The sequence below is a fragment of the Aminobacter sp. AP02 genome, from assembly GCF_003148805.1.
Lineage (GTDB): Bacteria > Pseudomonadota > Alphaproteobacteria > Rhizobiales > Rhizobiaceae > Aminobacter.
Genome location: NZ_QGGX01000005.1, coordinates 165185 through 191814 on the forward strand (window position 1 = coordinate 165185; position 26630 = coordinate 191814).

A 26630-nucleotide genomic window follows, 5' to 3' on the forward strand; every position below is an offset into this window, starting at 1 on the left:
CCGCCTTCCGCAATAGGGTTGATCGCCACCACGGACCCCAAACCCACAAAGGCAGGGGACGCCAATGCTATCTTTCATATCGCGCCGCCTCGGCACCATGGCACTCACCATGCTGTGCCTGACGCTTGTGGTGTTCTTCCTCATCAATCTCGAGCCCAACCTCAGGAAGCTGGCGATCAGCCAGACCGAGATGCGCACGACATCGGACCAGCTCGAAAGCTGGCTCCAGCGCAACGGCTACCGCCAGAATTTCTTCATCCGGTATGGCCAGTGGCTCGGCGTTGTCCAAAAGCAGCCGAACATTGACCCTGCCACGGGCCAGGCCGTACCGCGCTTCCGCTTCTGCAACGAACCTGCCGTGCCGACCTATTCGGGGATACTGCAGGGTGATTTCGGCTGTTCGACCAAGTTCAAGACGCCCGTCGCGACAAAGCTGTTTCCTGCACTCGGCGCCACCGGCATCCTGATGTTCTGGGTGCTGGCCACGATGGTGCCCATAGCGTTGCTGATCGGCATTCTTGCCGGCATGCGCGAGGGTTCGCGCACCGACCGAACCTTGTCCATCGCCTCGATCGCAACGACCGCCACGCCCGAATATGTCTCGGGTGTCATCTTCACCGTCATCTTTGCCTCGTGGCTCGGCTGGCTGAACGGCTCGGCGGCATCAGCCAGCCAGGGCATCACCTTCTACAATTTCACGCTGCCCGTGATGACGCTTGCCATCTACGGCATCGGCTATATCGCCCGCATGACCCGCGCCTCGATGGTCGAGGTGATGACCCAGCAGTATATCCGCACCGCCAGGCTCAAGGGCCTGTCGTTCGGCAACGTGGTGGTCAAGCATGCGTTGCGCAATGCGCTGATCGCACCGTTCACCGTCATCATGCTGCAGTTCCCGTGGCTTTTGACCGGCGTCGTCATCGTCGAGGTGATGTTCCGCTACCAGGGCTTCGGCTACACGCTGGTCGAGGCCGCCGGCAACAACGACATCGACCTTCTGCTCGGCTGCTCGCTTGTCTCGGTCTTCATCGTGCTGATCACCCAGCTGATCTCCGATGTCGGCTACGCCTACCTCAATCCACGCATCCGCGTTCAGTAGGGAGAGGGCCGCATGCAGATCGAATATATCGGCGCCTTCCAGACCTTCCTTGGCGTGCTCGCCCGCTTCTGGCCGGTGTGGCTGGCCATGGCCATCGTGCTGGTCGCGAGCTTCAATTTCCGCAAGCACCTCGGACTTTACGGCCAGCTCTTCGATTCAGGCGTCGGCATCGCCGGGGTATCCATCTGCTTCTTCTGGCTGTTCACGGCGATCTTCGCTGCCAAGGTCGCGCCCTTCGATCCGCTCAGCCAGATCCCCATCATGAAGGACGCGCTGCCAGGTGCCATCGAGCCGGCGTCGAAGCAGGTCTACCTGTTCGGCGGCGACAAGCTTGCCCGAGACGTCTTCTCGCGCATGGTCTACGGCAGCCAGATCGTGCTGATCATCGCGCCCGCCGCTACGGCTTTCGCGTTGATGGTCGGCATCACGCTTGGCCTGCCTGCCGGCTACTATGGCGGACGTATCGACTCGTTCCTGTCGTTCCTCGCCAACCTCGTGCTCGCCTTCCCGGTGATCCTGCTGTTCTACCTGCTGGTCACGCCCGGCATCATGGACACGCCAATCCCCTACGCCATGGCGGGCGTGTTCTTTCTGTTTCCGATCATCTTCTTTTCGACGCTGTTTTACACCCGCTTCAAGGGCCGGCCCGAACGCATCTATCTGCTGCTTGGCCTGACGCTTCTGATCGGCGGCTGGGTCTATGCCGGGCTGGTCTTCAACGCCGATCCGTTCGGCATCATCCACATCGACCCCAACCAGCTCAACATCTTCGTCGCCGTCGTCTTCGCCTCCAGCCCGGGCGTGTTCCGCATCGTCCGCGGCCTCACCATGGACATCAAGACGCGCGACTATGTCGCCGCCGCCCAGACACGCGGTGAGACGCCCTGGTACATCATGCTGTGGGAGATCCTGCCCAATGCGCGCGGGCCGCTGATCGTCGATGCCTGCCTGCGCATTGGCTACACCACCATCCTGCTCGGCACGCTCGGCTATTTCGGCCTCGGCCTCGCGCCCGAAAGTCCCGACTGGGGCACCGCGATCAAGGATGCGAGCCGCCTGCTGCGCTCCTTCATCCACCCGGCGCTGCCGCCAACAATCGCGCTGATGTCCTTCGTGCTCGGCCTCAACCTTCTTGCCGATGCGCTGCGCGAACAATCGATGAAGGACTGAGGGAGATCGTCATGAACGAAGCCGTCAGAACTCCTGCCGAACCCATCCTCGAGATCGAGAACCTCTCCATCTCGTTCTTCACCCGTCGTGGCGAAATCCCGGCCGTTATGGACTTCTCCTGCACGGTGATGCCCGGCGAGGCAATGGGCATCGTCGGCGAAAGCGGCTGCGGCAAGTCGACGGTGTCGCTCGGCATCATGCGCGACCTCTCCAACATCGGAAAGATTGTCGGCGGCCGCATCAAGTTCCAGGGCAAGGACATGGGCGACATGTCCGAAGAGGAGCTGCGCTCCATCCGCGGCAACAAGATCGCCATGATCTACCAGGAGCCGATGGCGAGCCTCAATCCGGCGATGAAGGTCGGCCAGCAGCTGATGGAAGTGCCCATGATCCACGACAAGGTGTCGAAGGACGAGGCCTACAAACGCGCGCTCGAAATGGTCCGCTCCGTCAAGCTGCCCGACCCCGAGCGCATGATGCGCTCCTTCCCGCACCAGCTCTCCGGCGGCCAGCAGCAGCGCATCGTCATTGCCATGGCGCTGCTGTCCAATCCGGCGCTGCTTTTGCTCGATGAGCCGACGACCGCGCTCGACGTCACCGTCGAGGCCGGCATTGTCCAATTGGTCAAGGGGCTCGGCAAGCAGTTCGGCACCTCGATGATCTTTGTGTCGCACAATCTCGGCCTGATCCTCGAGACCTGCGACCGCATCACGGTGATGTATTCTGGCGAGGCGGTCGAAACCGGCTCGATCAAGGATGTCTTCGACCGCATGCGCCATCCCTACACCCAGGGGCTGTTCCGCTCGATCCCGCTGCCCGGAGCGGACAAGAATTCGCGTCCGCTGGTCGCCATCCCCGGCCAGCTGCCGCTGCCGCACCAGCGCCCCAAGGGCTGCAATTTCGGCCCGCGCTGCCACCACTTCGTCGAAGGCCTGTGCAATGCCGACGAAATCCCGATGATCCCGGTCACCGGCCATGCAGGCCATTTCAGCCGCTGCGTGCGCTTCAACGAGATCGACTGGGCGGCCATGCCGCCAGGTGCGGGCAAAAAGCACGAGAAGGTCGAGCCGGGCGCGCCGGTACTCAAGATCGACGATTTGAAAAAATACTACCGCGTCGGCGGCAGCGAGGTTTTCGGCTCCAGCGAGGGCAGGGTCGTCAAGGCCAACGAGACGATCAGCTTCGTGGCGCGCGAGTCCGAGACCGTCGCCATCGTCGGCGAATCCGGCTGCGGAAAGTCGACGCTGGCCAAGGTGCTGCTCGGGCTCGAAACGGCAAGCTCGGGCAAGGTTCTGCTCGGCAACAAGGAAATCCAGTCGACCGGCATCGAGGACCGCGACGTGGCAACCGTGTCGGCGATCCAGATGGTGTTCCAGAACCCGTTCGACACGCTCAACCCGAGCCATTCGGTCGGCTCGCAGATCATCCGCACGCTGGAAAAGTTCAATGTCGGCAAGACGGCCGCCGACCGCACACAGCGCATGATGGAACTGCTTGACCTGGTCAAGCTGCCGCGCGCTTTTGCCGAACGCATGCCGCGCCAGCTCTCGGGCGGGCAGAAGCAGCGCATCGGCGTCGCCCGCGCCTTCGCCGGTCAGGCCAGGGTGGTGGTGGCCGACGAGCCGGTGTCGGCGCTCGACGTGTCGGTGCAGGCGGCGGTCACCGAGCTTCTGATGGATATCCAGCGCAAATCAAAGACGACGATGCTGTTCATCAGCCACGACTTGTCGGTGGTGCGCTACATCGCCGACCGCGTGGTGGTGATGTATCTCGGCCATGTCGTGGAGCAGGGCACTACCGACCAGATCTTCTCGCCGCCCTACCACCCCTATACCGAAGCACTTTTGTCGGCGATCCCGATCGCCGACACCTCGGTGGTCAAGAAGCACATCGTGCTCGACGGCGACATTCCCTCGGCGATGAACCCGCCGTCTGGCTGCCCGTTCCAGACGCGGTGCCGCTACAAGTCCCAGGTGCCGGGCAATCTGTGCGAGACCCAGGTGCCGCCGGTGCGCGACATGGGCGGCGGCCACCAGATCAAGTGCCACCTGCCGCCCAGCGTTTTTGCTGCGATGGAGCCGGTCATCAGCGTCGGCAAGGGCGGCGCGCACGACGTGACGCCGACAGGGTGATCAGCGGGTAGCGGGCTGGCGGCGCGAAAGCGTCCGACAAGGAGCGAAGGCGAGATCGCGTCACCAGCAAGCCAATACGCGAATGTGCATCGTCACCTTTGCCTACCTCACCGGCGCCAACAAGGCGAAATGGGCGCCCTGTGGGTCCTGGCACTGCACGATCCACTGGCCGCCGGGAACCTCCATCGGCCCCATCAGCACCTTGCCGCCGCGATCGGTCACGCGCTGGGCAGCAGCGTCGATCGCTGCCACGTTGAAGTAGAACTGCCAGACCGACATCGGGATTTGCTCGGGCCTGTTCATCATGCCGCCGATCATGCCTTTGCCGGCGTTGAACATCTGGTAGATGCCCATCGCTCCCATGTCGAACTGGTCGTCCTTGCCCCAGCCGAACTGGCTCGAATAGAACTCGAGGGCCGCGCGCCAGTCGGTCGTATACAACTCGTGCCAGCCGACATGCCCCAGCGTATCCAGTGGCACTGACGGCTGCTCCGGGCCATTCGGCTGCAGAAACATGAAAACCGCACCTTGCGGATCGGCGACGACGGCGAACCGCCCGACGCCCGGGATGTCGTCAGCTGGCCTGATGACGGAGCCGCCGGCCTTGGTCAGCGACGCCACCGAAACGTCGATATCCTTGGTGTCGATGTAGCCGATCCAGGCGGGCGGCATTCCCATCTTCTTGGCCTCTTCGGGCAGGTCCATCAGGCCGCCGACACCGCGGTCGCCGGCGTTGACCACGACGTAGCGCGGCATGTCGGCCGCCTTGTCGAAAGGCTCGGCCCGCCAGCCCACCACAGCAGTGTAGAAGGCCTCGGCGGCGTCGAGGTCGGTCGTCATCAGTTCGTACCAGAAGAAGGATTGCGGGGTATGGGGCATGTCTGGCTCCCTTGCGTTTCCTGCCGTCAATCGTTGGCGCACGGATCTCCGTGGCGCGGCAGCACCATCATATGACGTGGACCCGGGCGGATTTCCGACAGGAAGCCGAAATTTACGCAGGGGCCGTAAGTATTCGAGATAAAAACCTGACAATCAAATTCATATTATTTTTGAGAGTTTTCAAATACTTAGCTCGAAAATTGACCAATTGATAAAAAAACAGAAAGTGCTACGCTTCCTCAAAACCAATAAAAACTGGGGAACTGGAATGGCAGAAGGTCTTTTCAAGGAAGGCATAGTCGGCGGCCGCCTTGAGTCCGCTCAATATGCCGAAAATTTTTCCGACCTGCACCCGCCTCTCGACAATCACGAGGCGCTGGTCGAGTCGGATCGTTGCTACTTTTGCTACGATGCGCCGTGCATGACGGCGTGCCCGACATCGATCGACATCCCGATGTTCATCCGCCAGATTTCGACCGGAAATCCGCTCGGTTCGGCCAAGACTATCTTTGACCAGAACATCCTCGGCGGCATGTGCGCCCGCGTCTGCCCGACCGAGACCTTGTGCGAAGAGGTCTGCGTCCGTGAGGTCGCCGAAGGCAAGCCGGTGCAGATCGGCCGCCTGCAGCGCTACGCCACCGATGTGGCGATGGAGCAGGGCAAGCAGTTCTATAGCCGCGCAGCTCCGACCGGCAAGAAGATTGCCGTCGTCGGCGCTGGACCGGCTGGCCTTGCGGCTGCCCACAGGCTCGCCCGCTACGGCCATGAAGTGACCATTCTGGAGGCGCGGGAAAAGGCCGGCGGCCTCAACGAATACGGTATCGCCGCCTACAAGAGCACCGACGACTTCGCCCAGGCCGAAGTCGACTACGTCACATCGATCGGCGGCATCACGATCGAAAACGGCAAGGCGCTCGGCCGCGACTATCATCTCGCCGAACTTTCTGCGAGCTACGACGCGGTGTTCCTCGGTCTCGGCCTTGCGGGCGTCAACGCATTGCGCGCCGACGGCGAGGACGCCAATGGCGTTTCCAACGCTGTCGATTTCATCTCCGTGCTGCGCCAGTCGAGCGATCTCGCCGGCCTGCCAGTCGGACGCCGTGTCGTCGTCATCGGCGGCGGCATGACCGCGGTCGATGCTGCCGTGCAGTCCAAGCTGCTTGGTGCCGAGGAAGTGACGATCTGCTACCGCCGTGGCCAGGAGCACATGAACGCCTCTGCATTCGAGCAGGATCTCGCGGCCGCCAACGGTGTTGTCATCCGGCACTGGCTGCAGCCGAAGCAGGTCGTATCGGACGGCGGCAAGGTGGTTGGTATTGAACTCGAATACACCGCCATGAAGGGTGACAAGCTCTCCGGCACTGGCGAGATCGTCCGGCTCGCCGCCGACCAGGTGTTCAAGGCGATCGGCCAAAGCTTCGAACCTTCCGCACTCAACGGCAGCGGTGCTTCGATTGCCATGGAGGGTGGCCGCATCAAGGTCGACGCCGAAGGGCGAACATCGCTCAAAAAGGTCTGGGCCGGTGGCGACTGCATCGCCGGTGGCGACGACCTGACCGTTTCGGCCGTGGCGCAAGGGCGCGACGCGGCTGAATCCATCAACCGCGCCTTGATGAGCTAAGGGAGGCTGAGATGGCAGATATCAGAAACAATTTCGTCGGCATCAAGTCGCCCAACCCGTTCTGGCTGGCATCGGCGCCGCCCACCGACAAGGCCTACAACGTCATCCGTGCCTTCAAGGCCGGCTGGGGCGGCGTCGTGTGGAAGACACTCGGCGAGGAGGGGCCGCCCGTGGTCAACGTCAACGGCCCGCGCTACGGCGCGATCTGGGGCGCTGACCGGCGCCTGCTCGGCCTCAACAATATCGAGCTGATCACCGATCGCGACCTGCAGACAAACCTGCGCGAGATCAAGCAGGTCAAGATGGACTGGCCCGACCGGGCGATCGTCGTGTCGCTGATGGTGCCGTGCATCGAGGAGGCCTGGAAGGCGATCCTGCCGGTGGTCGAGGAAACCGGCGCCGACGGCATCGAGCTCAATTTCGGCTGCCCCCACGGCATGTCGGAGCGCGGCATGGGTGCCGCCGTCGGCCAGGTGCCGGAGTATATCGAGATGGTGGTGCGCTGGTGCAAGGCCAACACCCGCATGCCGGTCATCACCAAGCTGACACCCAACATCACCGACGTGCGCAAGCCGGCGCGCGCCGCACTCGCCGGCGGCACCGACGCGGTGTCTTTGATCAACACCATCAACTCGATCACCGGCGTCGATCTCGACAGCTTCGCACCGCAGCCGACAATCGACGGCAAGGGTTCGCATGGCGGCTATTGCGGCCCGGCAGTGAAGCCGATCGCCATGAACATGGTGGCCGAGATCGCGCGCGATCCGGAGACGGCGGGCCTGCCGATCTCGGGCATCGGCGGCATCACCACCTGGCGCGATGCGGCCGAATTCATGGCGCTCGGCGCCGGCAACGTGCAGGTCTGCACGGCGGCCATGACCTACGGCTTCAAGATCGTGCAGGAGATGATCGCCGGCCTCGAGAACTGGATGGACGAGAAGGGACATCGCTCGCTCGACGATATCGTCGGGCGCGCCACGCCCAACGTCACCGACTGGCAGTATCTCAACCTCAACTATGTCGCCAAGGCGCATATCGACCAGGACGCCTGCATCAAGTGCGGCCGCTGCCACATCGCCTGCGAGGACACCTCGCATCAGGCGATCACCAGCATGCTCGACGGCGTCAGGCACTTCGAGGTGATCGAGGAGGAATGCGTCGGGTGCAACCTGTGTGTCAATGTCTGCCCGGTCGAAGGCTGCATCACCATGGAGCCGCTGGCTGTCGGTGCCATGGACAAGCGCACCGGCAAGCCGGTTTCGCCCAACTATGCCAACTGGACGACGCATCCCAACAACCCGATGGCCAAGGTGGCGGCGGAGTAGGGCGGCAAGCCATGGACGACAAGAGCGAGGTTGTAGAACTCGCTCGAGCCTGGGCGGCGGCGATCGTTTCCAACGACGCCACCGCTATTGGCGACTTCATGACTGATGATTGGGTGATCGTCGGCCCCGATGGCGCGACTGGAAAGGCGGATTTTCTCGCCACGGTGCAGTCGGGCGATCTGACCCACGACATGATGGATCCCGTTGGCGACCCACGCGTCGAGCTCTACGGCGCGACGGCGGTCTACTCAGCGCGCGTGGTCAACAGCGGCCATTTTCGCGGCCAGCCGTTCTCGGCGGACGAATGGACGAGTGATGTGTTTGTCCGGCACGGAAGCGGTTGGAAATGCGTGCTTAGTCATGTGACGCCCGCGACCAAGCAAGATGCACCTGAACCGAGTGACCCCTCGGCTTGATCTCGGCCTGTTGCGGGCGGATGATGGCTGGATGTAAAAGGTACTGGCATCGGCGGTTTTTTCTTTCGCGCCCGCGATCCGCAAGGACTTGCCCGATGGTATGCCTGTTATCTCGGCGTCGACCTCGTTCCCGACAGCTACGACAAGAGTCTTCGGCAACAGCTGGCCGCGGCGACTGTGTTTGCGCCGTTTCCCGATGATACAGACTATTTCGGCAAGCCCGAGCAGCAATGGACGATCAATTTCCGCGTCGGCGATCTCGACGCGCTGGTGGCGCAGCTTCGCGCCGGCGGCATCGAGGTGAGGTCGATCCCGAGGCCTATCCCAACGGTCGTTCGCCCGGATCCATGATCCCGAAGGCAACCCCGTCGAGCTGTGGCAGCCGGCGGGCTGAGCGCTCGACAGATCGGCATCGCTACCAGCGAATTTATTGCTACGCTTATTGTGGATAGAGAATATCCATGATACACGGAGTCCATGATTGTGAGGTGGCAACCATGAAGCTTGGTGACGGCGTAGAAGCGGCGATCCATTGTGCAGCGATGCTGGCCGGCGTCGAGGGCGACGCCACGATGCCGGGCACCGTGATGGCTGAGGCATTCGGGCTTTCGCCGAGCTATCTGCTCAAGCATCTCAAGGCGTTGACTGCCGCCAGGGTGCTGGAATCGGTTCCGGGGCCGAATGGCGGTTACCGCCTGGCGAAGCTGCCCGAGCAAATCACGCTGCTCGACATCGTGGTGGCGATCGAGGGCAGGGAGCCGGCGTTCCGCTGCGGCGAGATCAGGCAGAAGGGCAGCTACGCGCTCGACGCCTCGGCCTATGTGAAGCCCTGCGGCATCAACGTTGCCATGCTCAAGGCGGAGCGCGCCTATCGCACGGCACTTGCCGGCACGCGGCTCTCCGACATCGTTACCGATTTTACCGAGAATACCGATCAACGCATCGTCGCCGCCAGCTGCGCTTTCGTTGCGCTTAATCAGCGGCCGCAGAACTCCAAGGCAAAGACCATCAACGAAAGGAAGATGCCATGAAACCCAGGCTGAATTTCTATACCGCGGCCCCCGAACTGACGAAACATCTGGTCTCGCTCACCAGCGCAATCAACGAATGCGGGCTTGAGCACAGCCTGCTGCACCTGATCAAGTTGCGCGCGTCGCAGATCAACGGCTGCTCCTATTGCGTAGACATGCATAGCCGCGAGGCCAAGCAGGACGGCGAGACCGAACAGCGCCTGTGGCTCGTCGCAGCGTGGAAGGAATCGCCGCTTTTCACCGAGCGCGAGCGAATGGCCTTTGCCTGGACGGAAGCGGTCACGAACATTGCCGATGCCGGCGTTCCGGCCGAACTTTATGCCGAAGCGCAAAAGCACTTCTCCGGGGGAGAACTGGTCAAGCTCACCATGGCGCTCGGCATGATCAACACCTGGAACCGCCTTTGCGTGACATTCCACGCCGTTCATCCGGTCGCTGAAGCCAAGGCCGCCTGATCCAATAACCGAGAAAGCCATTCTGCAGCGATCGCCAGAAGGCGATCGCCAAGGGGGATTTTATGTTCGACATTTCGACACTGGCATTTGTAGGCCGCCTGCTTCTTGGCGGCGCCTTTGTTTTCGCGGGCCTGCGCAATATCGCCAACGCGACGTTCCTCGCCGGCATGATGACCACGCGCGGCGTGCCGCAGGCGAGGCTGGTGCGGTGGGGCGGGATCGTGCTGCAGATCGTCGCCGGGGTGATGCTGGTCGTCGGTCCCTGGACGGCATTTGCCGCAGCCGCCCTGATCGCATTCTTGCTGGTTGCGACCGTCATGTTCAACAATTTCTGGGATCATCAGGGACCGGATCGCGCTTCGCGCATCAACGGCGTGGTCAGCAATGTGGCGCTTGCCGGCAGCTTCTTGCTGGTGATCGCAGCGGGGCAGTAGGCCGGCAAAGAAACCGATTCAGGTTTTCGGCCTAAGCCCTTCAACAAACAGCTGTTCGAGGAAGCGTGCGGCGTCCTCGAAACGGCCTTCGCCGCCACGGTCGGGGCCGAGCACGGCGCGGACCTGGACGTCGAAATCGGCATAGTGCTGGGTCGTTGCCCAGATGGCGAAGATGAGGTGCCAGGGGTCGGCCTTGGCGACCTTGCCCGCGCGCATCCAGCCCTTGATGACCTCGACCTTTTCGTCGACCAGCGTTTTCAACTCGCCTTCGAGCATCGACATGATGCGCGGGGCGCCTTGCAGGATCTCGTTGGCGAAAAGCCGGCTTTCCCTGGGAAAATCGCGCGCCATCTCAAGCTTGCGCCTGATGTAGCTCCTGAGCTCCGTCATCGGGTCGCCGATGTCGTCGAGCTCCTTCAGCGGAGCAAGCCAGGTGTCGAGCAGCCGGTGCATCAGTGTTTCGTGGATGTCTTCCTTGCGGCGGAAATAATAGAGCAAATTCGGCTTCGACATGCCCGCCGCTTCGGCGATCTGGTCGATGGTCGAACCACGGAAGCCATTGGTCGAAAACACTTCAAGTGCTGCTTCGAGGATGACTTCGCGCTTTTCCTGCTGGATGCGCGTACGGGTGCGCGGTGTCGAGCCTTCCATGGTCATGACGTCCCGCATTCGAGGGAGGGCGACAGCACTCTCTGGACCAATCCGCTGGACCAGTTCTTGCCGACCTGTGGAGCGCGTCTGTGAAGCCGCATTTCCGGTAGTAATCCCTTGACCGCCGAAGCGGCGGTGCTAACGTTTGTCCAATCGGTCAAAAAATTGCGTAACACAAAAACGCACCGATGACCAAGCGTTGGCCGTACTGAAACAGGGGAAGAAAGGAAAGCTTGGTCATGTCGGACAGGCTCAAAGTTACGCCCAACGATCTCAGCGCATTCTGGATGCCGTTTACCTCAAACAGGCAGTTCAAGCAGGCGCCGCGTATGATGGTTGCGGCCAAGGATATGCACTACACGTCCAGCGACGGTCGCAAGATTCTGGATGGCACCGCAGGCCTGTGGTGCGTCAATGCCGGCCACTGCCGGCCCAAGATCACCGAGGCGATCCAGCGCCAGGCCGCCGAGCTCGACTACGCCCCGGCGTTCCAGATGGGCCACCCGATCGTCTTCGAACTGGCGAACCGCCTCGTCGACATCGCGCCCGAGGGCATGGACCACGTCTTCTTCACCAATTCGGGTTCGGAATCGGTGGAGACCGCACTGAAGATGGCGATCGCCTATCAGCGCGTGAAGGGCGAGGGCGCACGTACCCGCCTGATCGGCCGCGAGCGTGGCTATCACGGCGTCAATTTCGGCGGCATCTCGGTCGGCGGCATCGTCACCAACCGCAAGATGTTCGGCACGCTTTTGGGCGGCGTCGACCACATGCCGCATACGCATCTTCCGGCCAAGAACTCGTTCACGCGCGGCGAACCGGAATACGGTGCCGAGCTGGCGGACGAGCTGGAACGCATCGTCACGCTGCATGACGCCTCGACCATCGCGGCCGTCATCGTCGAGCCGGTTGCTGGTTCCACCGGCGTGCTCATCCCGCCGAAGGGGTATCTGCAGAAGCTGCGCGAGATCTGCACCAAGCACGGCATCCTGTTGATCTTCGACGAGGTGATCACCGGTTTCGGGCGTCTCGGCACGCCCTTCGCCGCTGACTATTTCGGCGTCGTTCCCGACATCATCACTACGGCCAAGGGTGTGTCCAACGGCGTCATCCCGATGGGCGCGGTGTTCGTAAAGAAGGAAATCCACGACGCCTTCATGACCGGGCCGGAGCACCTGATCGAGTTCTTCCACGGCTACACCTATTCGGGCAATCCGATCGCCTCGGCGGCGGCACTCGCAACCCTCGACACCTACAAGGAAGAGGGCCTGCTGACCCGTGGCGCCGAGCTTGCGTCCTACTGGGAGGATGCGCTGCATTCGCTCAAGGGCGAGCCGCACGTCATCGACATCCGCAACATCGGCCTGATCGGCGCGATCGAGTTGCAGCCCATTGCCGGCAGCCCGAGCAAGCGTGCCTTCTCGGCCTTCGTGAAGGCGTTCGAGCGCGGCGCGCTGATCCGGACCACCGGCGACATCATCGCGCTGTCGCCGCCGCTGATCATCACCAAGGGCCAGATCAACGAGTTGATTGATCACGTCCGCGAAGTGCTGAGGATGATCGACTGAAACTGCTCGCGCGTTCAAGTGGATGCGCGACACTCTAGAGCTTGATCCCGGAGAGCGTTCCATGCTCTCCGGGATTTGCTCCAACGAACCAGGGAGTCCCGCACCATGTTGCGCGGGGCCCTTCGGCGAAAGCCAAACGAAGGAGATGCGGCGTCGGGAACCGCTGGCGTTTCCGGGCATAACAAGGAATGAGAGGACTACCGATATGGCCGCCCCAGGCGAGAATCTGCGAATCAATTCAGAGCGTTTGTGGGATTCGCTGATGGAGATGGCGAAGATTGGCCCCGGCATCGCCGGCGGCAACAATCGCCAGACCCTTACCGATGAAGACGGCGAGGGCCGCAAGCTCTTCAAGAGCTGGTGCGACGCTGCCGGGCTCGTCATGGGCATCGACGAGATGGGCACGATGTTTGCCCGCCGCGAAGGCACCGACCCCGAAGCGCTGCCTGTCTATGTCGGCAGCCATCTCGACACCCAGCCCACCGGCGGCAAGTTCGACGGCGTGCTTGGCGTGCTCGGCGGCCTCGAAGTCATTCGTACGCTCAATGATCTCGGCATCAAGACCAGGCACCCGATCGTCGTCACCAACTGGACCAACGAGGAAGGCACGCGCTTTGCGCCGGCCATGCTGGCATCGGGCGTGTTCGCCGGCGTGCTCGAGCAGGATTTCGCCTATGCCCGCACGGACGCGCACGGCAAGCGCTTCGGCGACGAGCTGGAGCGCATCGGCTGGAAGGGCACCGAAAAGGTCGGCGCTCGCAAGATGAAGGCCTTCTTCGAGCTGCATATCGAGCAGGGGCCGATCCTCGAAGACGAAGAGATTGAAATCGGCGTCGTCACCCATGGCCAGGGCTTGAAGTGGCTGCAGGTGACGTTGACCGGCATGGAAGCGCATACCGGCTCGACGCCAATGTACAAGCGCCGCAATGCCGGCCTCGGCATGGCGCGGGTGACCGAGCTGGTGCACGAGATCGCCATGGACTACCAGCCCGACGCGGTCGGTGCCGTCGGGCACATGGAGGTCTATCCGAACTCACGCAACATCATTGCCGGGCGCACGGTCTTCACCATCGACATCCGCTCGCCCGAGAAGGAAGTGCTCGATGCCATGGACGGGCGCATCCGCGAGGGTGTCGCGACCATCTGCGAGGCGCTGGATATCTCATATGAAATCGAGCAGGTCGGCCATTTCGACCCTGTCGCTTTCGACAAGGATTGCATCAAGGCCGTGCGTGATGCGGCTGACCGGCTTGGCTACAGTCATCGCGACATCGTCTCGGGTGCCGGCCACGACGCCTGCTGGATCAACCGCGTGGCGCCAACGGCAATGGTTTTCTGCCCGTGCGTCGACGGGCTCAGCCACAATGAAGACGAGGAAATCTATCCCGAATGGGCCGCCGCCGGCTGCGACGTGCTGTTCCATGCGGTCCTGGAAACAGCAGGGATCGTGGAGTGAGTTTTTGGGTTCATACCCTTGCGCATCTCGCCTCTCCCCATCTTGGGGAGGGGTGTTTTGCGCTGTTCGACCTAGGGGCGGTCCTTACATGATCTGAAACACGGCCAAAGCGCTCAAAAAAGAAGCGCGGCTAGAATTGGGGAACTGAGCATATGAGCAAAGTCATCAAGAACGGCACCATCGTCACGGCCGACCGGACGTGGAAGGCCGACGTGCTGATCCAGCATGGCAAGATCGTCGGCATCGGCGACAATCTGCATGCCGATCACGAGTTCGACGCCACCGGCTGCTACATCATGCCGGGCGGCATCGATCCGCACACCCATCTCGAAATGCCCTTCATGGGCACCTACTCAGCCGACGACTTCGAGACCGGCACGCGCGCGGCCCTTTCGGGTGGCACCACGATGGTCGTCGATTTCTGCCTGCCGGCGCCCGGCCAGTCGCTGCTCGAAGCGCTGCAGATGTGGGACAACAAGACCTCCAAGGCCTGCTCCGACTACTCGTTCCACATGGCGATCACCTGGTGGGGCGAGCAGGTGTTCAACGAGATGGCCCAGGTCGTCGACAAGGGCATCACCTCGTTCAAGCACTTCATGGCCTATAAGGGCGCGCTGATGGTCGACGACGACGAGATGTATTCGTCGTTCCAGCGCTGTGCCGAGCTTGGCGCACTGCCTTTGGTGCACGCCGAAAACGGCGACGTCGTAGCCCAGCTGTCGGCTAAGCTTTTGGCCGCCGGCAACAATGGCCCGGAGGCACATGCCTATTCGCGCCCGCCGGAAGTCGAAGGCGAGGCGACCAACCGCGCCATCATGATCGCCGACATGGTCGGCAGCCCGCTTTATGTCGTGCATACCTCTTGCGAGCAGGCGCATGAGGCGATCCGCCGTGCCAGGCAGAAGGGTATGCGCGTTTATGGCGAGCCGCTGATCCAGCACCTGGTGCTCGACGAGACCGAATATTTCAACAAGGACTGGGACCATGCCGCGCGCCGGGTGATGAGCCCGCCCTTCCGCAACAAGCTGCATCAGGATTCGCTGTGGGCGGGCCTGCAGGCAGGTTCGCTGCAGGTGGTGGCGACCGACCATTGTTCGTTCACCACCGAGCAGAAGCGCAACGGCGTCGGCAATTTCACCAAGATCCCCAACGGCACCGGCGGTCTCGAAGACCGCATGCCGGTGCTGTGGACCAAGGGCGTCAACACCGGCCGCCTGACGATGAACGAGTTCGTCGCTGTGACTTCAACCAACATCGCCAAGATCCTCAACATGTACCCCAAGAAGGGGGCGATCGTTGAGGGTGCGGACGCCGACATCGTGGTTTGGGATCCCAAGCGCAAGAAGACGATCGCGGCGAAGACCCAGCAGTCGATCATCGACTACAACGTCTTCGAGGGCATCGAGGTAACCGGACTGCCGCGTTTCGTGTTCACGCGTGGCGAACTCGCCATCCAGGAGGCCGAGGTCAAGGCGCATCCCGGCCACGGCGAGTTCGTCGCTCGCGAGCCACACGCCGCGGTCAACCGGGCGCTGTCGCAGTGGAAGGAGATCACTGCGCCACGCAAGGTGGAGCGAGCCGGCATCCCGGCGACCGGGGTGTAACTATCTGCTGAAATCGCAGGTAATTTCCGTGTACCGAGCAGGGATGGCGACCGCGTCTGGCGGTCGCAAGGATGGCACCGGACGACAACCGGTTCTGCTGGCCAGCAAAAACATCCCGATCAAGTGGACGCCTGCCTCATCTTCGGAGAGGATGGCATGATGTGGGGTAAAGTCGGGCAATGCTCATGACAGTCAATCAAGCCACGGCGACAAGCGTCAATCAGAACGCCGTCGTCGAAGCCAGAAAGCTGGGGCTGACCTTCCAGACCAATGACGGCCCGGTCAGGGCGCTTTCAGACGTCAACCTGACCATCAACAAGGGCGAATTCGTCTCGTTCATCGGGCCTTCCGGCTGCGGCAAGACGACGTTCCTGCGGGTGATCGCCGACCTCGAACAGCCGACGGAAGGCAAGATCTCGATCAACGGCATGACGCCGGAACAGGCGCGACAGGCGCGCGCCTATGGCTATGTCTTCCAGGCGGCGGCGCTGTTTCCGTGGCGCACCATCGAGAGCAATGTCGGGCTGCCGCTCGAGATCATCGGCCTGCCGAAAGCCGAGCAGCAAGAGCGCATCAAGCGCACGATGGACCTGGTCAATCTCACCGGCTTCGAGAAGAAATATCCCTGGCAGCTTTCGGGCGGCATGCAGCAGCGGGCATCCATTGCCCGCGCGCTCGCCTTCGATGCCGACCTTTTGCTGATGGACGAGCCGTTCGGCGCGCTCGACGAGATCGTGCGCGACCATCTCAACGAGCAATTGCTGAGGCTGTGGCGGCAGACCAACAAGACGATCTGCTTCGTCACCCACTCGATCCCCGAGGCTGTCTATCTGTCGACGCGCATCGTCGTCATGTCGCCGCGCCCGGGGCGGGTGACCGACGTGATCGAGTCGACGCTGCCAGCGGAAAGGCCACTCGACATCCGCGAGAGCCCCGAATTCCTGGCGATCGCAGCCCGCGTCCGCGACGGGCTGCGTGCCGGCCATTCCTACGAGGACTGAGCCGCCATGGATCGCCTCAGAGACCGGGTCGTGCCCGTCATCACCATTCTCGCGGTCATCGTGGCTGCGTGGTACGCGTTTGCCGTCTACATGAACGCGCCGTTCCAGCGGGATCTCGACCGGCGGGCGGGCGAGACGCCGACGACGATGGAGTTCATCGGCAAGACGCTGTCGCAGCCCAAGCCGACGATGCCGGCGCCACACCAGGTGGCGCAGAACTTCTTCGAAAACACTTTTCTCCGGAAGGTCACCAGCGCGCGCAGCCTCGTCTACCATTCGTGGGTGACGCTGTCGTCGACGCTGCTCGGCTTTACCTTCGGCACAGCGCTCGGCATCCTGATCGCCGTCGGCATCGTCCATGTCATCGCGCTCGACCGCTCGCTGATGCCGTGGATCATCGCCTCGCAGACGATCCCGATCCTTGCGGTGGCGCCGATGATCATCGTCGTTTTGGCGGCCATCGGCATCACCGGGCTGATCCCCAAGGCGCTGATCTCGACCTATCTGTCGTTCTTCCCGGTCGCCGTCGGCATGGTGAAGGGCCTGCGCTCGCCCGATCTCATGCATCTCGACCTGATGCACACCTATAATGCCAGTGCGTCGCAGACCTTCTGGAAGCTGCGCGTGCCGGCATCGGTGCCGTTCCTGTTTGCATCGATGAAGGTGGCGGTGGCGGCGAGCCTCGTCGGTGCGATCGTCGGCGAGTTGCCGACGGGTGCGGTGGCAGGCATCGGCGCCAAGCTGCTCGCCGGCTCCTACTACAGCCAGACCATCGACATGTGGGCGGCACTCGTCGCCGGCTCGGTGGTGGCGGCGATGCTTGTGGTGCTTGTCGGGCTAGTCGGCAGGCTGGTCGAACGTTCCATGGGCGGGAGGCCGGCATGAGTTTTTCCAGACTGTCCTGGCAGGTCGCGCTGGCCCTGGTGCTGTGCGCCGTGGCCATGACCACGATGCCGATGCTTGCGGCCGAGGCGGCGGCACCGATGTCGAACGGCACGTCGACGCTCGTCATCGGGCTCGTCGCCCTGAGCGCTGTCGCTTCTTTCGCCATGTTTTCGGGCGCTGCCAGTGCGGCCGTGCTTTTCATTGGCGCGCATGGGGCTGCCTGGCTGCTGATTGCGGGCATATCAGGCAATGAAGGCATGGCGCGCATGCCATACTTCCTGCTGCTGGCCGCCGCGTGGCTGCTTGCGTGGCGTTGCGTCGCCATCTTGTCGGCGCTCAAACCGCAGTCGCCGCAGGCAAAAACCTTCCTAAGGCTTTTGATCCCGGCAATCTTCGGCGCCTGGATCCTGATCCTGTGGGAAGCGGTGACGCGCGGGGCGGGCGTTCCGTTCATCCTGTTGCCACCGCCGAGTGCCATTGCCGCGCGCATCGGCAATTCGCTGCCTATCCTTGCCGCTGACGTGCGCCAGACGATCTTCAAGGCCGTGCTGTTCGGCTACATCGTCGGTTGCGCCTCGGGCTTCGTCGTGGCGATCCTCGCCGACCGCGTGCCGTTCCTGCGCCGAGGCCTGCTTCCGATCGGCAACATGGTGTCGGCGCTGCCGATCATCGGCGTCGCCCCGATCATGGTGATCTGGTTCGGCTTCGAGTGGCAGTCCAAGGCCGCCGTGGTCATCATCATGACGTTCTTCCCGATGCTGGTGAACACGGTGGCCGGTCTAGCCGCCTCGGGCCATATGGAGCGCGACCTGATGCGCACCTATGCGTCCAGCTACTGGCAGACGCTGTTCAAGCTCAGGCTGCCGGCTGCCGCTCCCTTCATCTTCAACGCGTTGAAGATCAACTCCACGCTGGCGCTGATCGGTGCCATCGTCGCCGAATTCTTCGGCACGCCGATCGTCGGCATGGGCTTCCGCATCTCGACCGAGATCGGGCGCATGAATGTCGACATGGTCTGGGCGGAGATCGCTGTTGCGGCTCTGGCCGGTTCCGTCTTCTATGGCGTGGTCGCCTTCATCGAGAGGGCCACCACTTTCTGGCATCCGTCCGTCCGTGGTGGGCGGGCGTGACCTGAGCTCCTTGGGCGGGGCCGCGGTCCAACTTCAGAGGGAAAAAAGAAGATGAAAAGACTGATGGTATCGTTGATGGCGGGGGCGATGTCGCTGGCCGCAGCACAGGCAGCGCTCGCCGCCGACAAGGTGACGCTGCAGCTCAAGTGGGTGACGCAGTCACAGTTCGCCGGCTACTACGTGGCCAAGGAAAAGGGCTTCTATACAGATGAAGGCCTCGACGTCGACATCAAGGCCGGCGGCCCCGACATCGCGCCGGAGCAGGTGATCGCCGGCGGTGGCGCCGACGTGATCGTCGACTGGATGGGCGGAGCGCTTGCGGCCCGCGAAAAAGGCGTAGGCCTGGTCAACATCGCACAGCCCTACAAGAAGGCCGGCATGGAACTGGTCTGCCCCAAGGACGGGCCGGTAAAGAGCGAAGCCGACTTCAAGGGCAAGACGCTGGGCGTCTGGTTCTTCGGCAACGAATATCCATTCTTCGCCTGGATGAACAAGCTCGGCCTGTCGACCGAAGGCGGGGCGGACGGCGTTACTGTGCTGAAGCAGAGCTTCGACGTGCAGCCGCTGATCCAGAAGCAGGCCGACTGCATCTCCGTCATGACCTACAATGAGTACTGGCAGCTGATCGACGCCGGCTTCAAGCCGGAAGAGCTGACGGTGTTCAACTACACCGCCATGGGCAACGACCTGCTCGAGGACGGTCTCTACGCGCTTGAAGACAAGCTCAAGGACCCGGCTTTCGAAGACAAGATGGTTCGCTTCGTGCGCGCCTCGATGAAGGGCTGGAAATATGCCGTCGACAATCCCGATGAGGCAGCCGGCATCGTCGTCGACAACGGCGGCCAGGACGAAAACCACCAGAAGCGCATGATGGGCGAAGTGGCCAAGCTGATCGACAATGCCGACGGCAAGCTGATCCCCGCCGCTTACGAGCGGACCGCCAAGGCGTTGCTCGACCAAAAGATCATCACCAAGGAGCCTTCCGGCGCCTGGACGTCGGCAATCACCGACAAGGCGATCAAGTAAGCTCTGGACGATCGGAAACTGGAAAGGGGCGGGTAACCGCCCCTTTTGCTTGTGCGGGACTACTTCACCAGCGTGTAGAAGGTCAGCGTGCGTGGCTCGCCCTTGGAGTAGTTCATGCCCTCGATAAGGCCGCGCTGCCTGAGCGCGTCCACACCGCCGGGAATGGCGGCGAGGAAGGCCTTGCTCTCGGCTTCGGCAACGACGGCGATGCCGCAGGCCGGATCGGCGACGAGCGCTTCGGCAGCGCCCTTGCCGTCGGTGAACTGGGTCTGCGTGCCGGCGAGGAAGACCAGGCTCGGCTCGCCATAGCCGGCGGAGACCAGTTGCGAGGTCGGGCACGGCTTCAATTTCTCGAACCGTTCGGCGATCTCGGGGCTGAGCCACAAGGGCGTGAGCGGTGGCAGGATCTTCCACGTCAGCACGCCGAAAACGGCGGCGGCCGCCGCCGCTGCGAAAGCGACGCGCTTGACCGGGTCCATTCCGTCTGGCGCGCCGACGCCATATCTGGCTGATATCAGGACCAGCACGGCCGCGAGCAGCCCCCACCAGGAGAAATAACCCAGCAGGTAGGGCGTGATGCCAAGCGCGATGGCCGCAAGGCCGATGCTGATGCCGAACATGCCGAAAGCGCAAGCGCGGCGCAGCCAGAGCTGCCAGCGCGACAGTTCGATGCTGGCGGCAGACTTTGAGGTCAGCACCCACGCCATCAGCAGGATCATCGCGGGGTAGGACGGCAGGGCGTAGTGCGGCAGCTTGGTGGGGATCAGTTCGATCGCCACCCAGTAGGGCAGGTACCAGGCGAGGCAGAACAAGAGGCGCGGGTCCTGGCGGAAGCGCTTGAGCGCCTTGAGCCCGCCTTCGAGCGCGACAAGCGCGAATGGCCACATGAACAGCGTATAGGTGAGGAAGTAGTAGCCGGGCGGGAAGCCATGCGATTCCTGGCCGGAGCCCACCTTGCTCAACAGGTCGTTGCCGACCGATTCCTGCCAGAAGGCGCTGCCGGTCTTGAGCGTGATCAGTACCAGCCAAGGCGCGGCAACCAGCAGCGCCAAAAGGAGGCCGCCGAGAGGCTTCAGCTTGCGCAGCCAGGAGCGGTCACGGTCGAAGATGGCAATGGCGGCGATCGTCAGCACGCTCATGAACGGGATGACCGGGCCCTTGATCAGGATCGACAGACCCTGGGCCGCCCAGAACCACCAATGGGCCTTGCCCTGTGGCCTGCCTGCCTTGTGGCCCAGATAGATTGTCGCCAGAGCGCCCTGGGCGAGCAAAGCGGTGGCGAGCAGCGTGGCGTCTGTCTTGGCGATGCGCGCCTCGACGCCCAGCATCAAGATGCCCATCAGGCCGAGGCCTGCAATCACACCGGCAGTTCGCCCGAACATGCGGTCGCCGATGAACGCTAGCGCCAGAACCGAGAAGGTGCCCGCGAAGACAGAGACCAGGCGGTAGACCCAGATCGGGGCGTCGCTGCCCTGGCCGCTGACAAGAACGGCGGCGGACTGCAGCCAGTAGATGCCGGCAGGCTTCTTGTAGCGCGGCACGTCCTGGAAGCGGATGTCGACATAGTCGCCACTCTCGACCATCTGCTTGGTTGCCTGGACGAAACGCGATTCGTCCCGGTCTGTCGGCGGCAGGGTGGAGATGCCCGGCGCGAAGGCGAACAAAGCGAGCAGTGCCAGCAGCAGATAGGTTAGCGGCGTCAACGCCTTGCGGGACGTTGCGGAGGTCTTGAGTCCGGAAGTCGACATGCTGGTGGTCAGTCCGTCTTGGACATGGCCAAGCGCCGCTCATTGGCGATCAACCAGAGATTGCGGATGTAGATGAACAGGCCGAGTCCCTGGCCGGCGATGAAGACCGGGTCTTGCCGCTTGATGGCGTAGATGAGCAGCAACGCACCGCCGCCGAGCGAGAAGAACCAGAAGGCGATCGGCACCACCGAGCGCTTGGCGCGTTCGGAAGCGAGCCATTGGACGACGAAGCGCATGGTGAAAAGGCCTTGCGCGATAAAGCCGAGCAGGATCCATCCGTCGAACTGGGCGACGAAAACGTCGTGCAGCCAGGTGCCGAGTTCCGCGATGAGGTTCATTGGCCGAGCTCCGTGACCGTTGGCACCACCTTTCGGCGGCGGCGCAACCACCACACGCCAAACAGGTCGAGGATGCCGCGCATGCCGCGATCGAGGATGCCGTAGTTGGATTTGCCATGACGGCGCGAGCGGTCGACGACATCGACATGGACGACGCCGCGGCCTTCGCGCAGCGAAAGGGCGGGCAGATAGCGATGCCAGCCGTCGAAGAACGGCAGCTGGCGGAACAGGTCAGTGTGCAGCGCCTTGAGCCCGCAGCCCGAGTCGCGGGTGCCGTCGCGCAGGATCATCTCGCGCAGGCCGTTGGCAAAGCGCGAGGACAATTGCTTGAGCTTGGTGTCGGTGCGCTTGAGGCGCTGGCCGGCGGCGATGCCGACCGAAGGGCCCGCAGCAACCAGAGCGTCGGCGAGCTTGGGCAGATAGGCCGGATCGTTCTGGCCGTCGCCGTCCATGGTCACAACGATTTCGCCCCTGGCGGCAATGACGCCGGAACGAACAGCAGCACTTTGGCCCGCCGAGCGGTCGTGACGGATGTGGCGGAGGCGCCCTGCCGTACGGGCAAGCTCGGCAAGAACGTGCGGCGTGCTGTCGGTCGAGCCGTCGTCGACGACGATCACCTCGTAGTCGCGGCCGGCCATCGCGGCATGAACCTCGCCGACCAGGATCGGCAGGTTTTCGGCTTCGTTCTTGCACGGAATGACGATTGAAATCATCAGCTTGCCCGGGAAAATATGACGTCTGGATGGCGGATTGCGCGGCCTCAATAGCATCAAAGACGCGCATTTGCCACGACGGTTGCACTTTCCCTGGGGGCAAGCGTCAGCGCTTGTCCCTGATGTCGCTCAGCGTACGCGTCGGCGTGATCGCCTCGGGGTCGAGCTTGATCTCGATGATCGTCGGCTTGCCGCTTGAGCGCGCGCGTTCGAACGCAGGTGCGAACTCGTCGGTCTCGCGCACGGTCTCGCCATGGCCGCCATAGGCACGGGCAAGGGCCGCGAAATCCGGGTTCTTGAGGTCGGTTGCCTCGACGCGACCGGGATACTCGCGCTCCTGGTGCATGCGGATGGTGCCATAGATGCCGTTGTTGACGACGATCACGATGATCGGCAGGCCGTATTGCACGGCGGTGGCGAACTCCTGGCCGTTCATCATGAAGCAGCCGTCGCCGGCAAAGGCAATGACCTCGCGATCGGGGAACAGGCCCTTGGCTGCGACAGCGGCCGGCGTGCCGTAGCCCATCGAGCCGGAGGTCGGTGCGCCTTGCGTGGCGAAGCGGCGGAAGCGGTGGAAGCGGTGCACCCAGGTGGCGTAATTGCCAGCGCCGTTGGTCAGGATCGCGTCCTCGGGCAGGACCTTTTCCAGCCAGTTCATGATCGGGCCCATCTGGACGGCGCCGGGGCCAGTCAGCGGCGGTGTCGACCATTCGAGATAGGCGGCGTGCAGCGCCTTGGTGGCTTCGGCCCAGACGGGCTTCGCGGCAGGCTTGCGCTTGGCGAATGCCTCGACGAAAGCGGCCGGCGAGGCGTTGATGGCCAATGTAGGGCGATAGACGCGACCGAGTTCGCTGGTGTCGGCGTGGACGTGGACGAGTGTCTGGTCGGGGTAGGGGCTCTTGATCAGCGTGTAGTCGGACGAGGGCATTTCGCCGAAGCGGCCACCGACGAGCAGCACGAGGTCGGCTTCCTTGACCGCCTTGGCGAGCTTTGGGTTGACACCAATGCCGATGTCGCCGGCATAGTTTTCATGCAGGTGGTCGAACAGCATCTGGCGGCGGAACGAGACGCCGACAGGAAGCGCCCAGGCTTCCGAGATCTTCTTGATCCGCTCGACGGCTTCGGCGTTCCAGCGCGTGCCGCCCAGAATGACGAACGGGTTCTTCGCACTGTTGAGCAGGGCTTCGAGCTTCGAAAGCTCTTCTTCGCCGGGTCGGGTTTCGACCGGGGTCGCTGGCAGTGCCGCCGGAGCCTCGACGACGCTGGTCAGCATGTCTTCTGGCAGCGACACGATCACCGGGCCGGGACGTCCGGACATGGCGACGGCGAAGGCGCGGGTGACCAACTCGGGAATGCGCGCGGCGTCGTCGATTTCGACGACCCATTTGGCGATGTCGCCGAAGAAGCGCCTGTAGTCGACTTCCTGGAAGGCCTCGCGCTCCTTGGCGTGGCTCGCCACCTGGCCGATGAACAGGATCATCGGGATCGAATCCTGCATGGCGATATGCACGCCGGCGGAGGCGTTGGTGGCGCCGGGGCCGCGGGTGACGAAGCAGATGCCCGGCCTGCCGGTGAGGCGGCCATGGCAATCGGCCATCATCGCGGCACCGCCTTCCTGGCGGCAGACGATGCTGCGTATCCTTGAATCATGCAGCGCATCGAGCACCGCGAGATAGGATTCGCCCGGCACGCAATACATGCGGTCGACGCCATTGGCCTCAAGCGCATCGACGATCAGTTTTCCGCCGGTCTTCATTTCGCATTCTTCTCCAGTTCGGCAAGGATTTCTGCGGTGTGTTCGCCAAGTCGCGGCGAGGGGCGGTCATAGGCGAGCGGGGTCTCCGACATGACCATCGGCGCGCGCACCGAAGGCAGCTTGTTGCCGTGGCCGTCGTCGAGGTCCATGCGCATGCCGCGCGCGATCGCCTGCGGGTCGGCGAATGCCTGGCCGATGGTGTTGATCGGGCTTGCCGGCACGCCCGCCGCTTCAAGCCTGGCAAGCAGCGTTTCGCGGTCGAAGGCGGCGAGTGCCGCGACGATCTTTTCGCGCAGCGCAACACGGTTGGCGACGCGCGCCGAATTGGTGGCGAAGAGCGGGTCGGTGGCGATGGCTTCGAGGCCGACGATGGCGCAGAATTTCTGGAACTGGCCGTCATTGCCGACCGCCAGGATGAAATGCCCGTCGCTGACCGGCAGCACCTCGTAGGGCGAGATGTTGGGATGGGCATTGCCCATCTGCACAGGCGAATTGCCCGAGACCAGATAATTCAGGTTCTGGTTGGCGAGCACCGACATCTGGGCGTCGAACAAGGCCATGTCGACATGCTGGCCCTGGCCAGTGGCTTCGGCGTGGCGAAGCGCTGCCTGGATGGCGATGACGGAATAGAGCCCGGTGAAGATGTCGGTGACGGCAACGCCGACCTTCTGCGGCTCGCCGCCGGCTGGCCCGGTGATCGACATCAGGCCGGACATGCCCTGGACAATGAAGTCGTAGCCGGCGCGGGCGGCATAGGGGCCGCCCTGGCCGAAGCCGGTGATCGAGCAATAGACAAGCTTCGGATTGATCTTCTTCAGGCTCTCATAGTCGAGGCCGTATTTCTTGAGGCCGCCGAGCTTGAAGTTCTCGATCAGCACGTCGGCGTCGGCGACGAGCTTGCGCACGATCTCGGCACCTTCAGGCGTCGAAAAGTCGAGCGCGATGGAGCGTTTGCCGCGATTGCAGGAATGGTAATAGGCGGCCGAGAGGTTTTCGCCGTCATGGCCGGTGACGAAGGGAGGGCCCCATTTGCGCGTGTCGTCGCCGCCGTCGGGGTTCTCCACCTTGATGACGTCGGCGCCGAGATCGGCCAGCAATTGTCCGGCCCAGGGGCCGGCGAGGATGCGGGCGAGTTCGATGACGCGGACGCCGTGAAGGGGCGGATTGCTCATGAGGCACCAAAATTCATTTCAAGTGGGCCCGATCTATCAGGAGTCCCGATATCCCGCCACCACGTTGCGATGGGCCAGCTGTCAGCGGGGAAATGTGCGGTCCAGCCAGTCGGCGAAATCGGCCATGATCGGCTCGCGGTTGATCTCGTTCAGGCTTTCGTGGCGAATCTCGGCATAAACCTTTGAAACGAGATTTGAAAAACCCATGCGGCGCATGCGTGAAGCAAGCGCTTCGACGGCCCTGCCGCCATCGGTGGCGGGATCGCGCTCGCCGCCCACCAGATTGAACGGCATGTCCTTGCGCACGGCAGCAAAATTTCGGTCGTCCGCACCCGCAAAGACGAGGTCAAAAATGTCGATCCACATCGACACCGATGCGTTCCAGCCGCAACGAGGGTCGGCGACATAGGCGTCGACCTCCGCCGGATCGCGCGACAGCCAGTCGAATTCGGTGCGGGGATTGGGAACCTTCCTGGCCCAGTCGCCGAAGGTCAGTTTCGGCAGCATGCGGGACGGCACGTCCGAGCCCAGCCGAAAGCGCTCGAAGGCAAGGATCACCTGGGCGAGGCGGCCGAGCAGGCCGGCCGAGAAATTGGCGTTCCAGATGGCTGCGGCGGCAATGCGCCGGGGGTGGCGCAATACGAAGTTGAGCGCGATCAGCCCGCCCATCGAATGGCCGAAAATGACCACGGGCAGGCCGGGGTGCCGTTCGGCGATCAGGTCGTGCACCGCCCCGACATCGGCGAGAACATGCTCGACGCCGCCGCTATGGGCGAAACGCCCGATAGGGGCGCCGGGCGCCGATGTCGCGCCATGGCCGCGATGGTCCTGGGCATAGACGTGATAACCTAGCGCGGCGAGGAAATCGGCGAAGCGGTCGTAACGTGCTGCATGCTCGGCGAGGCCGTGGTTGATCTGCACCACGGCACGGGGAGGGTTCTCGGCATGTCTGATGTAGAGATTGAGTTTCGCGCCGGTCGGAGACTCGAGCGTTGTGATGGTATCAAATGGCATAGTGCC

At 63.0% G+C, this 26630-nt stretch carries 24 protein-coding genes and 1 pseudogene; 17 read left to right on the forward strand and 8 right to left on the reverse strand.

Translation table 11 applies throughout. The features are described 5' to 3' along the window. Positions 1 to 64: 64 nt before the first annotated feature. From C8K44_RS08115 to C8K44_RS08125, 3 genes are read left to right on the forward strand one after another with little or no spacing between them, the layout of a single operon-like run. A complete protein-coding gene (locus C8K44_RS08115) occupies positions 65 to 1099 on the forward strand; it encodes an ABC transporter permease (protein ID WP_109575264.1) in 1035 nt (344 codons plus the stop codon). A gap of 12 nt (positions 1100 to 1111) precedes the next feature. Next, a complete protein-coding gene (locus C8K44_RS08120) occupies positions 1112 to 2269 on the forward strand; it encodes an ABC transporter permease (RefSeq protein ID WP_109575265.1) in 1158 nt (385 codons plus the stop codon). An 11-nt stretch (positions 2270 to 2280) separates the two neighbouring features. Next, positions 2281 to 4401 carry an ABC transporter ATP-binding protein gene (locus C8K44_RS08125; RefSeq protein ID WP_109575266.1) on the forward strand — a complete coding sequence of 707 codons (2121 nt, stop codon included), beginning with the start codon at positions 2281 to 2283 and terminating at the stop codon, positions 4399 to 4401. Between the two features lie 102 nt (positions 4402 to 4503). On the opposite strand, the gene C8K44_RS08130 is transcribed toward C8K44_RS08125, so the two are convergent. Further along, complete coding sequence (locus C8K44_RS08130; protein WP_109575267.1) at positions 4504 to 5280, reverse strand: VOC family protein; 777 nt, start codon at positions 5278 to 5280, stop codon at positions 4504 to 4506. A 268-nt stretch (positions 5281 to 5548) separates the two neighbouring features. On the opposite strand from C8K44_RS08130, the gene C8K44_RS08135 reads away from it, so the two are divergent. From C8K44_RS08135 to C8K44_RS08165, 7 genes and pseudogenes are all read left to right on the forward strand, one after another. Continuing rightward, on the forward strand, positions 5549 to 6901 hold the full coding sequence (locus C8K44_RS08135) for an NAD(P)-dependent oxidoreductase (RefSeq protein WP_109575268.1): 1353 nt from the start codon (positions 5549 to 5551) through the stop codon (positions 6899 to 6901). Positions 6902 to 6912: 11 nt separating this feature from the next. Beyond that, complete coding sequence (gene preA / locus C8K44_RS08140; RefSeq protein WP_109575269.1) at positions 6913 to 8226, forward strand: NAD-dependent dihydropyrimidine dehydrogenase subunit PreA; 1314 nt, start codon at positions 6913 to 6915, stop codon at positions 8224 to 8226. An 11-nt stretch (positions 8227 to 8237) separates the two neighbouring features. After that, entirely contained in the window at positions 8238 to 8642 is a 405-nt protein-coding gene (locus C8K44_RS08145) for a nuclear transport factor 2 family protein (protein ID WP_109575270.1), read from the forward strand. 27 nt (positions 8643 to 8669) lie between these two features. Further along, positions 8670 to 9036 (forward strand): annotated as a pseudogene (locus C8K44_RS08150) (VOC family protein). A gap of 103 nt (positions 9037 to 9139) precedes the next feature. Then, a complete protein-coding gene (locus C8K44_RS08155; RefSeq protein WP_109575426.1) occupies positions 9140 to 9673 on the forward strand; it encodes an Rrf2 family transcriptional regulator in 534 nt (177 codons plus the stop codon). After that, complete coding sequence (locus C8K44_RS08160) at positions 9670 to 10128, forward strand: carboxymuconolactone decarboxylase family protein (protein WP_109575271.1); 459 nt, start codon at positions 9670 to 9672, stop codon at positions 10126 to 10128. The genes C8K44_RS08155 and C8K44_RS08160 overlap by 4 nt, the downstream gene beginning before the upstream one ends. A 62-nt stretch (positions 10129 to 10190) precedes the next feature. After that, positions 10191 to 10562 (forward strand): DoxX family protein, encoded by a 372-nt coding sequence (locus C8K44_RS08165; RefSeq protein WP_109575272.1) that lies wholly within the window; start codon positions 10191 to 10193, stop codon positions 10560 to 10562. Positions 10563 to 10580: 18 nt separating this feature from the next. Here C8K44_RS08165 and C8K44_RS08170 read toward each other — a convergent pair whose 3' ends face one another. Beyond that, complete coding sequence (locus C8K44_RS08170; protein ID WP_109575427.1) at positions 10581 to 11213, reverse strand: TetR family transcriptional regulator C-terminal domain-containing protein; 633 nt, start codon at positions 11211 to 11213, stop codon at positions 10581 to 10583. 239 nt (positions 11214 to 11452) lie between these two features. Here C8K44_RS08170 and C8K44_RS08175 point away from each other — a divergent pair, with 239 nt between their 5' ends. The 7 genes from C8K44_RS08175 (at position 11453) to C8K44_RS08205 (ending at position 19883) form a co-directional block, all read left to right on the forward strand. Then, a complete protein-coding gene (locus C8K44_RS08175; protein WP_109575273.1) occupies positions 11453 to 12781 on the forward strand; it encodes an aspartate aminotransferase family protein in 1329 nt (442 codons plus the stop codon). A gap of 205 nt (positions 12782 to 12986) precedes the next feature. Beyond that, positions 12987 to 14237, forward strand: coding sequence for a Zn-dependent hydrolase (locus C8K44_RS08180; RefSeq protein WP_109575274.1), 1251 nt, complete (start codon positions 12987 to 12989; stop codon positions 14235 to 14237). A gap of 152 nt (positions 14238 to 14389) precedes the next feature. Continuing rightward, on the forward strand, positions 14390 to 15841 hold the full coding sequence (gene hydA / locus C8K44_RS08185; RefSeq protein WP_109575275.1) for a dihydropyrimidinase: 1452 nt from the start codon (positions 14390 to 14392) through the stop codon (positions 15839 to 15841). 179 nt (positions 15842 to 16020) lie between these two features. Continuing rightward, the gene (locus C8K44_RS08190; RefSeq protein WP_199227049.1) at positions 16021 to 16842 is read left to right on the forward strand and encodes an ABC transporter ATP-binding protein; all 822 of its coding nucleotides are present in this window, start codon (positions 16021 to 16023) and stop codon (positions 16840 to 16842) included. A 6-nt stretch (positions 16843 to 16848) separates the two neighbouring features. Next, positions 16849 to 17727, forward strand: a complete 879-nt coding sequence (locus tag C8K44_RS08195; protein WP_109575277.1) for an ABC transporter permease — start codon at positions 16849 to 16851, stop codon at positions 17725 to 17727. After that, positions 17724 to 18857: an ABC transporter permease gene (locus C8K44_RS08200; protein WP_109575278.1), complete on the forward strand. Its 1134-nt coding sequence runs from the start codon at positions 17724 to 17726 to the stop codon at positions 18855 to 18857. The genes C8K44_RS08195 and C8K44_RS08200 overlap by 4 nt, the downstream gene beginning before the upstream one ends. A gap of 51 nt (positions 18858 to 18908) precedes the next feature. Beyond that, complete coding sequence (locus C8K44_RS08205; protein WP_109575279.1) at positions 18909 to 19883, forward strand: ABC transporter substrate-binding protein; 975 nt, start codon at positions 18909 to 18911, stop codon at positions 19881 to 19883. 59 nt (positions 19884 to 19942) lie between these two features. On the opposite strand, the gene C8K44_RS08210 is transcribed toward C8K44_RS08205, so the two are convergent. From C8K44_RS08210 to C8K44_RS08235, 6 genes are all read right to left on the reverse strand, one after another. Further along, positions 19943 to 21631 (reverse strand): glycosyltransferase family 39 protein, encoded by a 1689-nt coding sequence (locus C8K44_RS08210; RefSeq protein WP_109575280.1) that lies wholly within the window; start codon positions 21629 to 21631, stop codon positions 19943 to 19945. A gap of 8 nt (positions 21632 to 21639) precedes the next feature. After that, a complete protein-coding gene (locus C8K44_RS08215) occupies positions 21640 to 21969 on the reverse strand; it encodes a lipid-A-disaccharide synthase N-terminal domain-containing protein (RefSeq protein WP_109575281.1) in 330 nt (109 codons plus the stop codon). Continuing rightward, positions 21966 to 22682, reverse strand: a complete 717-nt coding sequence (locus tag C8K44_RS08220) for a glycosyltransferase family 2 protein (RefSeq protein ID WP_109575282.1) — start codon at positions 22680 to 22682, stop codon at positions 21966 to 21968. The genes C8K44_RS08215 and C8K44_RS08220 overlap by 4 nt, the downstream gene beginning before the upstream one ends. A gap of 106 nt (positions 22683 to 22788) precedes the next feature. After that, a complete protein-coding gene (locus C8K44_RS08225; protein WP_109575283.1) occupies positions 22789 to 24438 on the reverse strand; it encodes a thiamine pyrophosphate-binding protein in 1650 nt (549 codons plus the stop codon). Then, on the reverse strand, positions 24435 to 25610 hold the full coding sequence (locus C8K44_RS08230) for a CaiB/BaiF CoA-transferase family protein (RefSeq protein WP_109575284.1): 1176 nt from the start codon (positions 25608 to 25610) through the stop codon (positions 24435 to 24437). Before C8K44_RS08230 ends, C8K44_RS08225 begins: the two co-directional genes overlap by 4 nt. Before the next feature lie 81 nt (positions 25611 to 25691). After that, on the reverse strand, positions 25692 to 26624 hold the full coding sequence (locus C8K44_RS08235) for an alpha/beta hydrolase (RefSeq protein ID WP_109575285.1): 933 nt from the start codon (positions 26622 to 26624) through the stop codon (positions 25692 to 25694). Positions 26625 to 26630: the final 6 nt, after the last annotated feature.

What these genes read in the sequence shown, in the direction of transcription:
- C8K44_RS08210 (WP_109575280.1), bottom strand. Translation starts at nt 21,631, where the DNA reads ATGTCGACTTCCGGACTCAAGACCTCCGCAACGTCCCGCAAGGCGTTG.
- C8K44_RS08220 (WP_109575282.1), bottom strand. Translation starts at nt 22,682, where the DNA reads ATGATTTCAATCGTCATTCCGTGCAAGAACGAAGCCGAAAACCTGCCG.
- C8K44_RS08180 (WP_109575274.1), top strand. Translation starts at nt 12,987, where the DNA reads ATGGCCGCCCCAGGCGAGAATCTGCGAATCAATTCAGAGCGTTTGTGG.
- C8K44_RS08165 (WP_109575272.1), top strand. Translation starts at nt 10,191, where the DNA reads ATGTTCGACATTTCGACACTGGCATTTGTAGGCCGCCTGCTTCTTGGC.
- C8K44_RS08125 (WP_109575266.1), top strand. Translation starts at nt 2,281, where the DNA reads ATGAACGAAGCCGTCAGAACTCCTGCCGAACCCATCCTCGAGATCGAG.
- C8K44_RS08170 (WP_109575427.1), bottom strand. Translation starts at nt 11,213, where the DNA reads ATGGAAGGCTCGACACCGCGCACCCGTACGCGCATCCAGCAGGAAAAG.
- C8K44_RS08160 (WP_109575271.1), top strand. Translation starts at nt 9,670, where the DNA reads ATGAAACCCAGGCTGAATTTCTATACCGCGGCCCCCGAACTGACGAAA.
- C8K44_RS08225 (WP_109575283.1), bottom strand. Translation starts at nt 24,438, where the DNA reads ATGAAGACCGGCGGAAAACTGATCGTCGATGCGCTTGAGGCCAATGGC.
- C8K44_RS08215 (WP_109575281.1), bottom strand. Translation starts at nt 21,969, where the DNA reads ATGAACCTCATCGCGGAACTCGGCACCTGGCTGCACGACGTTTTCGTC.
- C8K44_RS08190 (WP_199227049.1), top strand. Translation starts at nt 16,021, where the DNA reads ATGCTCATGACAGTCAATCAAGCCACGGCGACAAGCGTCAATCAGAAC.
- C8K44_RS08145 (WP_109575270.1), top strand. Translation starts at nt 8,238, where the DNA reads ATGGACGACAAGAGCGAGGTTGTAGAACTCGCTCGAGCCTGGGCGGCG.
- C8K44_RS08230 (WP_109575284.1), bottom strand. Translation starts at nt 25,610, where the DNA reads ATGAGCAATCCGCCCCTTCACGGCGTCCGCGTCATCGAACTCGCCCGC.
- C8K44_RS08195 (WP_109575277.1), top strand. Translation starts at nt 16,849, where the DNA reads ATGGATCGCCTCAGAGACCGGGTCGTGCCCGTCATCACCATTCTCGCG.
- C8K44_RS08235 (WP_109575285.1), bottom strand. Translation starts at nt 26,624, where the DNA reads ATGCCATTTGATACCATCACAACGCTCGAGTCTCCGACCGGCGCGAAA.
- C8K44_RS08175 (WP_109575273.1), top strand. Translation starts at nt 11,453, where the DNA reads ATGTCGGACAGGCTCAAAGTTACGCCCAACGATCTCAGCGCATTCTGG.
- C8K44_RS08205 (WP_109575279.1), top strand. Translation starts at nt 18,909, where the DNA reads ATGAAAAGACTGATGGTATCGTTGATGGCGGGGGCGATGTCGCTGGCC.
- preA (WP_109575269.1), top strand. Translation starts at nt 6,913, where the DNA reads ATGGCAGATATCAGAAACAATTTCGTCGGCATCAAGTCGCCCAACCCG.
- C8K44_RS08115 (WP_109575264.1), top strand. Translation starts at nt 65, where the DNA reads ATGCTATCTTTCATATCGCGCCGCCTCGGCACCATGGCACTCACCATG.
- C8K44_RS08155 (WP_109575426.1), top strand. Translation starts at nt 9,140, where the DNA reads ATGAAGCTTGGTGACGGCGTAGAAGCGGCGATCCATTGTGCAGCGATG.
- C8K44_RS08135 (WP_109575268.1), top strand. Translation starts at nt 5,549, where the DNA reads ATGGCAGAAGGTCTTTTCAAGGAAGGCATAGTCGGCGGCCGCCTTGAG.
- hydA (WP_109575275.1), top strand. Translation starts at nt 14,390, where the DNA reads ATGAGCAAAGTCATCAAGAACGGCACCATCGTCACGGCCGACCGGACG.
- C8K44_RS08130 (WP_109575267.1), bottom strand. Translation starts at nt 5,280, where the DNA reads ATGCCCCATACCCCGCAATCCTTCTTCTGGTACGAACTGATGACGACC.
- C8K44_RS08120 (WP_109575265.1), top strand. Translation starts at nt 1,112, where the DNA reads ATGCAGATCGAATATATCGGCGCCTTCCAGACCTTCCTTGGCGTGCTC.
- C8K44_RS08200 (WP_109575278.1), top strand. Translation starts at nt 17,724, where the DNA reads ATGAGTTTTTCCAGACTGTCCTGGCAGGTCGCGCTGGCCCTGGTGCTG.